The sequence below is a fragment of the Aquimarina sp. genome (assembly GCF_977115655.1).
Genome location: NZ_CDSBKO010000006.1, coordinates 37993 through 51016 on the forward strand (window position 1 = coordinate 37993; position 13024 = coordinate 51016).

At 34.3% G+C, this 13024-nt stretch carries 11 protein-coding genes and 1 tRNA gene; all 12 read right to left on the reverse strand.

What is annotated here, in order from left to right; genetic code table 11:
* Positions 1 to 7 precede the first annotated feature (7 nt).
* On the reverse strand, positions 8 to 1288 hold the full coding sequence (locus ACZIYX_RS04065; protein WP_462680920.1) for a beta-ketoacyl synthase N-terminal-like domain-containing protein: 1281 nt from the start codon (positions 1286 to 1288) through the stop codon (positions 8 to 10).
* A gap of 79 nt (positions 1289 to 1367) precedes the next feature.
* On the reverse strand, positions 1368 to 1628 hold the full coding sequence (locus ACZIYX_RS04070; protein ID WP_462680921.1) for an acyl carrier protein: 261 nt from the start codon (positions 1626 to 1628) through the stop codon (positions 1368 to 1370).
* Between the two features lie 61 nt (positions 1629 to 1689).
* Entirely contained in the window at positions 1690 to 2394 is a 705-nt protein-coding gene (locus ACZIYX_RS04075; RefSeq protein ID WP_462680922.1) for an MBL fold metallo-hydrolase, read from the reverse strand.
* Between the two features lie 59 nt (positions 2395 to 2453).
* Positions 2454 to 2528: transfer RNA gene (locus ACZIYX_RS04080), tRNA-Cys, on the reverse strand.
* Between the two features lie 38 nt (positions 2529 to 2566).
* A complete protein-coding gene (locus ACZIYX_RS04085; protein WP_462680923.1) occupies positions 2567 to 3532 on the reverse strand; it encodes an acyltransferase domain-containing protein in 966 nt (321 codons plus the stop codon).
* 188 nt (positions 3533 to 3720) lie between these two features.
* A complete protein-coding gene (locus ACZIYX_RS04090; protein ID WP_462680924.1) occupies positions 3721 to 5076 on the reverse strand; it encodes a DUF1302 family protein in 1356 nt (451 codons plus the stop codon).
* A 357-nt stretch (positions 5077 to 5433) separates the two neighbouring features.
* Complete coding sequence (locus ACZIYX_RS04095; protein WP_462680925.1) at positions 5434 to 6219, reverse strand: enoyl-CoA hydratase/isomerase; 786 nt, start codon at positions 6217 to 6219, stop codon at positions 5434 to 5436.
* Positions 6207 to 7466 carry a hydroxymethylglutaryl-CoA synthase family protein gene (locus tag ACZIYX_RS04100; RefSeq protein ID WP_462680926.1) on the reverse strand — a complete coding sequence of 420 codons (1260 nt, stop codon included), beginning with the start codon at positions 7464 to 7466 and terminating at the stop codon, positions 6207 to 6209. The genes ACZIYX_RS04095 and ACZIYX_RS04100 overlap by 13 nt, the downstream gene beginning before the upstream one ends.
* 382 nt (positions 7467 to 7848) lie before the next feature.
* Positions 7849 to 9846, reverse strand: coding sequence for an aminotransferase class V-fold PLP-dependent enzyme (locus ACZIYX_RS04105; RefSeq protein ID WP_462680927.1), 1998 nt, complete (start codon positions 9844 to 9846; stop codon positions 7849 to 7851).
* 65 nt (positions 9847 to 9911) lie between these two features.
* Positions 9912 to 10532: a class I SAM-dependent methyltransferase gene (locus ACZIYX_RS04110; RefSeq protein WP_462680928.1), complete on the reverse strand. Its 621-nt coding sequence runs from the start codon at positions 10530 to 10532 to the stop codon at positions 9912 to 9914.
* Positions 10533 to 10879: 347 nt separating this feature from the next.
* Positions 10880 to 12082 (reverse strand): cysteine desulfurase family protein, encoded by a 1203-nt coding sequence (locus ACZIYX_RS04115; protein ID WP_462680929.1) that lies wholly within the window; start codon positions 12080 to 12082, stop codon positions 10880 to 10882.
* Positions 12083 to 12100: 18 nt separating this feature from the next.
* A complete protein-coding gene (locus ACZIYX_RS04120) occupies positions 12101 to 12922 on the reverse strand; it encodes a C-GCAxxG-C-C family protein (RefSeq protein ID WP_462680930.1) in 822 nt (273 codons plus the stop codon).
* Positions 12923 to 13024: the final 102 nt, after the last annotated feature.

The window sequence follows — 13024 nt, forward strand, 5'->3', positions numbered from 1 at the left end:
TATCCTTTTAATTTTGTGCTTTCTTTAGCACGATTGAGGTGTTTATTCCCCCAAAACCAAAAGAGTTACTCATCGCAACATCTATGTGATGATCCAAAGCTTCTGCACCGCAAAATTGTAAATCATCACAAATAGGGTCTTCGAGATTTTTATTTGGATGTAAGAATCCTTTGCTCATTTGTTCAACTGTTGCAATAAGTTCTACTAATCCTGCGGAATATAAACAGTGCCCTGTTAAGCTTTTTGTTGAATTTAACCACAAATTAGAAGTATGGTTTTTAAAGACCTTTTGGATAGCTTCTGCCTCTGTTTTATCCCCTAAAGGAGAAGAGCTTCCATGGGTATTTATATAATTAACATTTGAAACTGACAATCCTGCTTGGCTTAGTGCCGAAAGCATAGTTTTTGCTTCTCCATCTACATTTGGATTGGCAGAACTATTACTGTCCAGATGAAATGCGCTGCCTTTAACTTCTGCCAAAAAAGGAACACCTCTATTAACAGCACTGGATTCTGATTCAAGAATTACACATGCACTTGCCTGACCATAAATAAAACCTTCGTGTTCTTTATCAAAAGGGCGGCAAGCTTTTTCTGGGTGATTTATATATTTTTTACCACCCATAGCTCCAATATTTATAAAACCTTGAATATCCATAGGAGAAAGGTCTGCTACAACACCAACTACCAAACATACATCTACTATACCCGAAAGAACAAGTTGGGAGCCTTTAATTACTCCCACATTTCCGGTAGCAGAGGCTCCTCCCACAACAAATCCCTCTCCTTTTATATCAAACAATTCACTTAAAACCCCCACTTGATTGGTTTCTAAAAACTCAAGTGCGTAACGGGGAGAAAGGTATTCTGGATTTTTTTTAAATTTTGAAACTAAATCATATTGATAATTTTGAGTGCTATTTTGCCCTGCAACAATAACTCCTATTCGTTCTGGCAAAATCTTGCCATCATACAATCTGGCACTACTCCAAGCCTCTAAAGCTGATAGGATAGATGTTTGAATAACAAAAGGAGCTCTTCTTCCTAATCGATTAGCGAGATGATGTTTTTTATCTGATATATTTTGAAAACGATCTACAGAATCTGAAAAGGAAAATTTTTCTATTTTGGCCGCGATATCCACAGATACTCTCGGCTCTTTTAAGTTTGGTACTTGCTTAATTCCAGAGGTGCCGTTCCTTAAAGAATTACTAAATGCAGAAACATCGTTGCCTATAGAGGAAATAATTCCCATACCTGTAATTCCAACTTTATTGGTTGTAAACATTATTTATTTCATTTTAATCCCAAATCAAAATAATTAACTCATTTTTTTTGTTAATCTATTCGTATTACTCTGTGCTAGCCTAATTACTTTTGACAGACGTCACATAATTATCTGTTAATACGTCGACCATACCTTCAATATTACCAACTTGTGCAAAACTCATTAAAGGTATTTTAAGATCTAATTCTTCCATAGACATGGTAACAATCTCCATTCTATCAATCGAGTTAGCTCCAAGATCTTTCAAACTTTTTTCTATGGAAATCTGATCTAATTCTACATCAGGAAGTACTTCCACGATAATATTTTTTACTACTTCAAAAACATGTTCTTTTGACATAATTTCTCTTATTTTAATTTATATTATTATATGTACTAATTTTTGACTTTTATATCCTTTCTTATTTAAAATCGAAAAAGCTTACTTTATTTTGCCCTTTTCTTAACCGATAGGCGGTAAAATCATTTTTGTTATTAAATTGCAGGTATATATTATTTTTCAATACGAATGAAAATGTTTGCCCTGGTGGTCTTCCATAACTATGCCCGGGAAAAATTAGGGTTTCTGGTTTAAGCTTGTTTTTTAGACATTCGATACTTTTAAACATATCATGTGCAGACTGTACATCCGGACATAAACCACAACCTTCTATAAATAATGTATCGCCTGTAAACAGACTGTTCCCTATTAAGTAACACATCCCTCCTGGTGTATGACCTGGTGTAAATATAGGTTCGATTTGTATTTGACCAACAGACCATGGTGTTTTATCTATACCAACTAGTTGGGGGGCACTAAACCCGGAATCCTCTATTTCTTCATTTGACATCCATATCGGACAATGATATTTTTCTGCTAATGGTTTGGCTAAATGGATATGATCAGGATGAGAATGTGTAAGTAAAATTCCGCGCAAAACTGTTCCTGTATCTTCCAAGGTTTGCTCTATTTTTTCCATATCCCAGGCAGGATCTACAATAATTGCCTGATTATTAATATAATCCAATATCATATAGCTATAGTTTACTATAGACATATATGTCATTCTATGTATAACAACCTGTATTACACCGCTATATCCAACATCTATATGTTTACTATTCATTCTTAAATTTTCAATTTTTATGGATGTATAAATTTTGTGTTTTATTATGATTTTTTTAGAGGCGCCGAGTGGATTCGAACCACTGAAATAAAGGCTTTGCAGGCCTTTCCCTTAAACCTCTTGGGTACAGCGCCGTTGTTTATAATAAGTGTTTAACTATTTTTTATATTTACTATAGCTGATGTTGTTGGTACAAACAAGTTTTCAGTTTTTCAATAGCACTCAAATCCCTTCCAAATTGATTTATCGTCTGTATAGAAATTGAAAAAGAATTGGGAGAAAGTATATATTTAACGAAAGTTGACAAGGTTCCGCTTGGTCCGACATCAATAAAAATATAATCGCCCGTTTGTTCTATTCTTTTAACCGTTTGTTCAAAATTAACCGGATACCGGATAGCTTTCCATAAATAATCACCGTCTAGCTCCCGAACTATTCCTTCTTTTAATGAAGATATCACAGGGATTCTGGTTGGTGATATATGTATGTTTTTAACCAGTTTTTTAAAATCCTCTTCTATTGGATCTATGAGCTCTGTATGAAAACCATAGTTAACTGGCAATATTTGAGACATTATATTCTTTTTCTTCAAAATTTCATGAAGATCTTTTATAGTGTTCGGTAACGCACTTACCACAAAATTATCCGAAAAATTCTCTGCGGTAAGCCAACAGTTTAAAAAAACATCTGGAAAATCAGTTATTATTGATTTTGACCCCATAATGGCGAGCATATTCGCAGGTTTGGTTTTTTCATTTGTAAGCTTGCCTATATTAAATGCTAACCTAATCCCGTCTTCTAAGCAAATAGCCCCCGAAACAACGGCTGCATTAAGCTCGCCTATGCTGTAACCCATTAAGAAATCTGGTTGAATATCCATTTCTTCAAGTACATTAAACATACTATATTGGATACATAATAAGGCAGGGGTTGTATAAAGAATGTTATCAAAGGGGTCACTTTTCCCCTTTCCTTGATAAAGAACATCTATTAAAGAGGTTTTTATTAATGGAGAAACCATTTCATTACAATGATCCATCCAATATCTAAATTGTTTATGCTGCTCGTAGAGTTCTTTACCCATTTGGTAGTATTGAGACCCTTGCCCGGAAAACATAAATATATTGTGTTTATTCATTTCATCGTTTTTGTTTTATAAAACAGCTATTTGTAATTCCGTTTGAACGTTTAAGCTTACTTTCTTTATAAGAGTTATAAAAATTCTGCGGTTATCTGATAAGAAAATACTTTTCTATTTTTGTTTAAATTTTTCCAGACTATTTGTAATATCCAAAGAGTATTATAAGTAGACTAAATTTAATCTGGCTAAAGTTGGTATAAGATCCTAAAAGCAAATTGTTTTTGATCCCGATAAGGATAAAAGCCGCTTTTAATATCCTTGGTGATGGGAATAAGCATATCACAATTTAATGTAATATGGTCATTCCAATTATAGGAAGCTGATAACACATTAAAAAAATTGGTATAGGGCCCATTATACATAGACGCCCAACTAAGGGATAAATCATTTTTCATTAATTGTTTGCTCAAGGCCAACAACAATATGTGATTGTTTCTGGGAATGCCCTGAATTTCATCTGTCCAATTTATTATATGATAGTTTACGGCTTCCATACTTACTGTAAAGGTACTGTTGGGCGAATAGTCAATCCCTAGTGATGCGTCTAGTGCATCTTTTTTTACCATCTGAAACGATGCATCATTATATGTTTTTTGTGATTTTATCGCTACCTCCCCTTTAACCAGAAAATTATTTATTGCACGATTGAAGGTCACACCAGTCATAAAAAAACGTTCTTTGCTTCTGGATATAAGATCAGGAGCAACCATCGTTAAGGCATATTGATTGTCTATCAAACTGGCTGCCATAATACTAATATCACTTTTCCCGAAAGTTTTTCTCCATCTTAAGCCATATTCAAAAAAATTTTCATCCTGTTTTTTCTTTTCATATTCAACATTTACATCAAAAGGATCATAATAATATCCTGTCCCTTTTCTTGGCTGCTCATTAAATTGAGGATAAGGCACAAAAAATGCACTCCAATTCCCATAGGATGTGTACTGATCAACAGTAAGCATTGGTTGTCCAATCCTTAAATCATCTATATTAAGACTTAAAGGTTCTCTGTAATCCAAACGACCTATTTCATTTGTAACAATTGCATAATCAGATTCTCCCCATACGATTATCTGGATTCCTGCTTTTATACTTGTTTTTTTAAAACTAGCCTGTAAATAAGCTTCCCTTGTCCTTCCTTCAAACGACATTATATCCTCTTCACTTTTAATCCTATGATCTTTTTTGAAAAAAGTAAATACCTTAGTATCCACATGAAGTGAAAAATAATCTAAAAAAGCCCGAGAATATTCTAACCGATATGAAAGCCTGTTGTTCATTATTTTGTCTGGTTTTTCAAATTTATATGTAATATCATATTGTATTCCCAAACGCATACCTTTAAATATATTCGAACTCCATGAGGAAGACTTGTTTTTATCTTCATTTATAGAAGGTTCTATATCGATCATATTAAAATCCTCCCAACTTCCTATAGAATCCTTTTCAACAGGAACTTGACCATAAGCAAATGAAAAACAAAAAAATAAGATACTAATACTATATGCACTATTCTTGACGAAGTTGGAGTTACCCTTCATACTTTTCTTAAAAGTAAATTATAATGATTTATATTTTTTATACCTGCCTCTAAAATCTATCAGAAAATAATCGACGACAGAATCTGTTAAACTATATGGGTTTGACTTTTTATAGAAATATAAAGCATTAGTCAAACCCAGTTTATAGAGTATTTTATCTGGTTAAATTAGTGTCCAGATCTATTATACCATTTACACTTTGAAGTTACCGCAATAAAACACCCTTTTTTTCCTTTCTATTTCATCATAAAATGAAACCGTAACTAAGGGTATGCTTTAATTTTCTAATTCATAAAAAGAAAAAAATCATTATTTTCTTTTACGGTAAATTCAAAGTATAATTGGTATTATTTGTATTCATTCCCAAGGAAACTGACCTGTTTTTACAAACCTTGCTATTTTATCCAGGTTATTTTGATCAGAAAACACTTCAATATTAGCAGCTAAAGCATGTTCTTTAGAAGCCCCATGAAAATTATTTAGTTTGTTTATGTACCCTTTATAACGAATAACTCCTTGTTTTGATAGTAATCGTAGTCGTAACAAATGTTTTCTTAACAAATTCTCACTATTTTCTTCATATACATCGACCAACCCCCATTCGTGTGCTTGCTTTGCTAATACAGGCTGCGTCATTAATGTCATATAATTTGCTTTAGAAAATCCAACCCGACGGATCAAAAAAGGGAGAACACAAGCAGGCATCAACCCAAAAAGAAGTTCAGACAGACTAAATACTGCTTTTTCTTCACAAAGTACTATATCACATGCAGCTACAAAACCAATTCCCCCGGCATTAGCTTTCCCTCTAACATGTGCAATAGTAATGTAGGGACCTGAGGACAGTTTCGCCCACAGATCATACATTAATTCTGGATTTTGTTCCTGATGCAGAACACCATTTTCAAGACTCTCCTGAATACTTTTAAAATCTGCCCCAAAACAGAACACTTCCTTAGAACCTTCAATAACTACTATTTTAATCTGCTCTTCACACAAATTAAGTACATTAGTAAATTCTTCGACTAAACTATTATTAATTGCATTATTAGCTTCCGGGCGATCGATTTGAATAAAACAGATATCTTCTTCAAATCTCACTTTTATGGTTTCGTAAGATGTTGTGCTACTTAAGACCTCCATTCGTATATTCTTTTAAATTCTTTAATTTCCTTCAAAAACAGTGTTTCTTTACCAAGTGCTTTTTGGGACTGGGGAATAAAATCAGCATCCAGAGTTACATTACGTGTACCAAATTTTACTGCATTGCTACCAACTAATAGATTTTCGTATTCATCCATCGTTAGTTCATATCTTTTATCAAATTGTTCCTTAATATTAAATTTTTGCATACTTTTTTGGCTTTCCGGGCTAACTATACCGCTAAAAAATTCGGAACAACAACCAGATCCGTATGAAAAACATCCTACTCTTTGTGGCCCGTCAAAACTACCATTCTCTATAGTACTTGCCAGAGACATCATAGCGGTAGCTCCCATAATATTACCTATGCGCTGACAGTAAATTAACCCAGGAACTACACGGTTCTCAAAATCTATTTCAATATCCTTAGTTTTTGCTTTCACTGTTTTGCGCATTAAATTACGATGAGCTCCCTTGACCATTCCTCCAAAAGGAGTGTGAAATGCCAGATAACTAAAAGTTTTGGCATAGTCTGCCTCAGGAACACGTTTTTGATATTCATAAAAAGCATTCTCGCTACAATCTAAATAAGATAGTAATGACAAATCTGAATCCCCAGCTTCGCCATCTGTAGTTGGTCTGCAAGTATCCATTACCTGATAACCATAATACCCATTAGCGCCAATATCTACCTGAAATACATGAGGTTTCTGGCTAACCAACATTGCGACAGCACCTGCACCACCGCTGGGTTCTGCAAATGACCATTCCATAGTGAGGGCATCCCCTCCTTCTTCAATCATAAAACGGGATACATCGGTTGCGATCACCAAAGCTTTTGCCCCGGGTGAAGTTTGGGACAGAATAAAATTAACTGCCATTTGAAATCCTGCTACTCCGGAATAACATGCATTTTTCACCTCAAATAATCGACAGTTGCGACTTAAATCTAAAATTTCATGAAAATAAGTACTCATTGATTTACCAAAATCAAAAGACGATTCTGTGCATGAAATTACCAACTCGATACGATCTTTTTCTTCTGGACTAAGAGCATCGATAATGGGTTTCGCTGCATTTACTCCAAAAGTAACCGGATCTTCATACGGTAATGCTACGGTTTTTTCTTTCATAAGAAGGTTTTTAAATCGGGATGTATCCAATTTACGATGTTCTGCAAGCTTTTCTACATCCAAAAATGTTGTGCCTGCAAAGACGTTCATCGCTTCAATTCCTGCTATTCGCATATATTTTTTATATTATTAAATGATTAAAAATTAAATTTTCCCTGTTTGATCCTGCTTACTTTTTAGTGCATTGTGATAGATCTCAAAGCATCTACAGTAGCTTCAAAACACAGGGAATTACCACTGAAATGTAATTTGCAACAATTCGTGATTATACTATTTACAATAAGGTCTTTACTTATATATTCATTTTAAGATGGATATACAGCTATAAAGGCTTAATTAAGAATATGTTTCATGGTAATAAATAAAATCTCTTTTTGCCTGATAAAGACCATGTAAAAAGTTTAAGCTATAAATGCTTCTGGTTATTATACTTATGATATGGGGTAAGGCTTTTACCTTTTAATAAATATTTGTTATTGTTTATTACCTTAAACAACTATGCGTAAACTCGTTGGATGGCGGTTTTTGAAAATTCGTCCAACTGTTTCTGAAAATCAGATTCTGCCTGAGTGATCGATTTCTTTTGTTCGCTACTAACTTTTCCTTTGGATTGATTGGTTAGTTTATTTAAAACTTCTATTAAAGTATCAATATCCTCTTCTGTATTTTCTATCCCAAGGCTCACTCTTATAACTCCGGGAAGCTGCGTTTTTGGAGAAACGGTTAGCACAGCACGTTGAACCTGCTCAAGTACAGGGTGAGTTTTAAGCAAATGCTTGATCAATAAATGAGAGCAGTGACAGCCATATCGCACCCCAATACCTCCTTTATGAAACATTTCTTTAGCCAATTTGTTGTGCAGAATTTCTCTTGTTTCAAAGACAATAACCCCAATTTTTTGGTCAAATTTAGGAGAATCCAAATCCTTCATTCCAAAAACCCTAAGACTTGGTATGTCTGCCAACCCTTTTAATACTCGTTTGGTCAGTGCTTGTTCTTCTTCATGGATCACATCCATACCAATACGTCTTAAAAGCACAAGTGCTTTTCCTAATGATGCAATACCTCCTATATTTTCTTCTCCAGAGGATTCAAATTGTTTTATTTCATGTAGATTATAATTAAGTAATCCTTTTTTAACAACCAATACTCCTGTACCAAATGGTGCATATACTTTATGAGCTGAAAAGGCCAGATAATCGATCCCGTCTTTTTCCATCTCAACCTTACGATGTGCAACTACCTGAGCGCCATCTACCAAAAGTTTTGCTCCGTATTTATGGGTAATCGAGCTTATCTTGTCTATATCATTACATATCCCTAAGACATTAGAAGCACCACTTATAGCTACAATTTTAATTCGTTTTTTTCCGTGCTTGTGTTCTTGGTTATGTTCCCGTAGATTTGTTTCTAACTCGGCTAAATCAATAAAACCGTCGGTATCGATTCCTAATCTAATCAGTGACATTTTGGATGTCATTCGCCAAGGCAAATCATTAGAAGAGTGTTCTAATAACGATATTAGCACTGTAGGCTCAATATCTTTTTCTGGTTCGTTTGCCAAACTTTCAGATACCAAATTGATCGATTCTGTGGTGTTTTTAGTAAAAATAATATCATACGTATCCAATGGTGCCCCAAGGATTTCACTACAAATAGTTTTTACTTCCTGAACCAAATCTTGTTTTCTTTGTTCTGGTAAGCGAATTGCATGGCGAAAAGCATTCCATATCGGGGTAAATGTAGGGGTACTTGCGCTATTATCCAGATTTACAAATTGCTTTTTACCTTCCATTGTTGGTACAATAAAGCCCCTCCCTATTAATGTCTGCCTAAGTTGCTTGATAAGCTCGGCTCCAGAGTATTTCTCCAATTCATCTTTATAAAGCAATTCTTTTACATCATGGTCTGTATTGGGTAATTTCTTAAATATATCTTTTCCATATTGTTTTAACAGTATAAGTGACTTACCAAATGCAATTACATTAACAATAGCCGGGGTACCTGCTTCAAATTTATCTGGTCCGTTGTTCCAGATTACCCAACCTGCTGCAACAAGTCTTGCTGTTCCTCCACCACATTCTGATGGTGTGCCTTTTGGCAATGCTTTTTTTTCTATAGCAACTGCTGTTATCCCCAGTGGAATTCCTATTTCCTGACTTGTCAAACATTGGTATGTTCCTGGTTTAAGTTGAGATTTCAGGTTATTTGTTCTTTTTGAAGAGCAAAAAACAACTATGTATTTGTTTTCATCCAGCCCCATATATCCTAAGGTGATTTCTCTTGCCTGATCATATAGGTTAGAAGATATCATAGAGTTATGTCCACTCCCGCGATGTACGTTGGAATACGTTTCTAGTGCTGCATGCACACCTCGCTCCAACTCGGCAAATGCTATTTCTGATTTATTATTTTTTTGCATGCCTTTTTCTTCTTGCTTGGATTGGCTAGTACTTGATGCCCCATCCTCGTTATTATAAATAGTTGTTTTCATTTTAATCTCTTTTAATTAATTTTTTGTGTGTTTTATTTTTAATAATCTTTATATCGTTACTTCTCTCAATTCTTCTTTGCTACAATAAAATATTGCTGCCCTTTTTTTTGTAAACATTCTTTTTCAATAATCTTAAAATCCTGATTTGTAATGAAATTTTCAAGTTCAGAAACACTATATGTTTTCAGACTTGGAATTAATCCTATTTTGCTCAAAAGGGATAATGATATACCGGTAAGGGTTCTTTTTCCTAAGCAAGGTGTTACAGAAATAAAAAGCCCTCCTGGTTTTAACAATTCATTTATCCTACTTAACACCTTAGGCATATCGTCTAACAAGTGAAGTACATAAACTCCTAAAATAACATCAAAGGTCTCTTCCTTATAGTTTTTATCAAATATCGTTGTATGAGAATAGTTTACATTTTGAATGTTAAGCTCATTGGCTTTATTTTGTGCGATCTGGATCATTTTTGACGATATATCCATACCATAAACCATTTCGGCATTAGCTGCAATTTGGTTTGCCAATATTCCTGTTGCGCATCCATAATCTAAAACATTATCTTCTTTTTTGAGATATCTTTTAGTTCTTTCAAGGATTTTAGCTCGCCCATCTTTATCCTTCATTTCTTCCTTATCATACCCATTTGCGCTCTTATCCCAAAATTTTTCGGATTTATCCATTTTTACACATTTTATTTTTAGTAATCATTTAACATCTATTTAGTTACAAAACAAAGAGTATGAATAAACATTTCGTTCCTGTATTAATAAATTTAATCAATTACTTTTCAAAAGCTGATGTTTAAATTCATCCATATTCGTTTCATCTTTCCTCTTTTTTTACTTAAAAAGTTATACCAGTTCTGATTTAAAAATACTCAAATAAAATACAGGTATTTTTTGTTTAGGCAAAAAAGAAAATGCAAGCATAGTCAAGGCTATGATTAAATTTTATTTTGAAGCATAAACTAAAAAGAGCAAATTTTAGGGGGTAATTTTAAGTCAGAAATGGTATTATATTTGGTTATCTATGCTCCAGACTCATTGAGTTTTACAAGCGGGTTTAATTCTTTCTCTTTTTTTTCCTCCAGAAGATATTGTTTCATCACTTTTAAGGCGTATTTGATATGCTTATCTTTTGTCTTTACACCAAAACTTATTCTAATAGACTCCTGCGCTTCATCATCTGTTAAGCCTATTGCTTTTAAAACGTGTGAAGGTTTGTTTGAAGAAGCACTACATGCAGATCCCGAAGAAACCGCAATACCATTATAATCGAGCATTTTCATCAATTCACCGCTGCTAATGCCCGGAAAAGTTAAATTAATGGTGTTCACTAAACAATTGTCTATTGGAGAATTTACTATCAGATCCTTTTTTATTTCTTTTAGTTCATTAATAAACATCTTCTTAAGAGGCTCGTTTTTCACAGAAAGGGAAACAAACTTATTTACATGTTTACAAGCTTCTCCAAAACCTGCTATATTATGTATGGATTCGGTTCCTGCCCTCATTCCCTCTTCCTGACTTCCTCCATGTATATATGGTTCTAAGGGGCAACTAATTTTGGCGTACCAAGCGCCAACACCTTTAGGCCCATATAGCTTATGAGCAGAAAACGTTGCATAATCCACTCCTAATTCCTTTACATTTATTGGAATTTTACCCAATGCCTGAACACAGTCTGAAAAAACCAATGCATTTTTGGCTTTCGCCATTACGGATATCTTTTTAATATCCTGAATCGTACCTATTTCATTATTTGCCAACATACAGCAAACCAGAAAAGTTTTATCATCGATCATTGCTTCAAGTTCTTTAAGCACTACGCGTCCAGAACTATCTACCGGGCAATATTGAACATCTATCCCTTTGGTTTTTAAATACTCTAATGTTTTAGTCACCGATGGGTGCTCTATTGGTGTGGAAATGATTTTGTTTTTCTCAGGATAGAAATGATTGCTCACTGTTTTTAATAACGCATTATTAGATTCTGTTGCACAACTCGAAAAATATACCTCATGTGAATGAGCCCCTATTGCAGCTGCAACATTTTCACGGGCCTTTTCGATAATTTGTGCAGACATTTTTCCTTTTGCATATCCAGAGGAAGGATTCCCCCAATAAGATTTCAAAACCCTGTTCATTACCCTTCTTACGTAAGGTGCTGTATAGGTTGTTGCGTTATGATCGAAATAAATATTTCGTTTGCTCAATAACTGTTTTAACATGATACTTGTATTTTTAAATTATAATGCAGCCAATGCATCAATTATCTTCTTGCAGCCTCCGCTTTTTATATAATCAGAATGATCATCTATATCTTTAAACTCTTTGTTGGTAATCTTGCTACATAATACCTCCGAATCGGTTTGAACATAAAAAGCTCTTAACATCTTTTTAGTCTCCTGACTATCAAATGAGGATATTGATTTACCCGGATTCTTTTTAATCCAATCCACCATCTTATACCAAATCGCTGCACTTAATGCTCCACATTCTTTGCCACTTAAGCCAAGACCTCCAGCGTATCCTGCTACCATAAGCATCTCTTCATCTGTAGCCCCCATTTTTTTCACAACTTCTGAAGCACAACTTACAGATCCCGGGCAAAAACTTACAGTCTCGTCAGACAAACCCTCATCTGCAGACTTAATAGCATCGGGTGCCCATTTTCCTGCGAGTTTCATACAAGTAAATGCTTTACCTGTTACCAATACTTTTAGCGGAGCTAATTTTCCTGACAGATCCATTTCGGTTATATCTCTGCAACTTATAGTATTTGTCTTCTTTTTAAAAGATTCCATAAGGTGTTGTGTGGCTGTTATTGCCATTGCTATAGCATCTCCCGTATCTTCATTTCTGCGATATGATTCTGCTCCGGCAGCCAAAACAGCTCCTCCTATCATTCCACATTGAAATCCTCTATTGAGCAACCCTCCTGCAAAGGGAGATGCTGCTATCTCTGCTATTTCGTTTGGAACACCATATTCACTGTTTAGCAGTGAACAAAATGCCGTACCACAAGTTCCTCTGGATAATACCTTTAAGCCTTCTTTAATTGCTTTCATAAATGAAAATTTTAGTGAGTTTTTTTAAATTAAGTATAGTCCACAATCCTCTCCATTTTTTTCTATCAAAATAGTTGAATTATGTGTATTGAAAGAAACCCT

Excerpts from the sequence above, each read along its gene's own strand:
- ACZIYX_RS04065 (WP_462680920.1), bottom strand. The coding sequence starts at position 1,288 with ATGTTTACAACCAATAAAGTTGGAATTACAGGTATGGGAATTATTTCC.
- ACZIYX_RS04070 (WP_462680921.1), bottom strand. The coding sequence starts at position 1,628 with ATGTCAAAAGAACATGTTTTTGAAGTAGTAAAAAATATTATCGTGGAA.
- ACZIYX_RS04075 (WP_462680922.1), bottom strand. The coding sequence starts at position 2,394 with ATGAATAGTAAACATATAGATGTTGGATATAGCGGTGTAATACAGGTT.
- ACZIYX_RS04085 (WP_462680923.1), bottom strand. The coding sequence starts at position 3,532 with ATGAATAAACACAATATATTTATGTTTTCCGGGCAAGGGTCTCAATAC.
- ACZIYX_RS04090 (WP_462680924.1), bottom strand. The coding sequence starts at position 5,076 with ATGAAGGGTAACTCCAACTTCGTCAAGAATAGTGCATATAGTATTAGT.
- ACZIYX_RS04095 (WP_462680925.1), bottom strand. The coding sequence starts at position 6,219 with ATGGAGGTCTTAAGTAGCACAACATCTTACGAAACCATAAAAGTGAGA.
- ACZIYX_RS04100 (WP_462680926.1), bottom strand. The coding sequence starts at position 7,466 with ATGCGAATAGCAGGAATTGAAGCGATGAACGTCTTTGCAGGCACAACA.
- ACZIYX_RS04105 (WP_462680927.1), bottom strand. The coding sequence starts at position 9,846 with ATGAAAACAACTATTTATAATAACGAGGATGGGGCATCAAGTACTAGC.
- ACZIYX_RS04110 (WP_462680928.1), bottom strand. The coding sequence starts at position 10,532 with ATGGATAAATCCGAAAAATTTTGGGATAAGAGCGCAAATGGGTATGAT.
- ACZIYX_RS04115 (WP_462680929.1), bottom strand. The coding sequence starts at position 12,082 with ATGTTAAAACAGTTATTGAGCAAACGAAATATTTATTTCGATCATAAC.
- ACZIYX_RS04120 (WP_462680930.1), bottom strand. The coding sequence starts at position 12,922 with ATGAAAGCAATTAAAGAAGGCTTAAAGGTATTATCCAGAGGAACTTGT.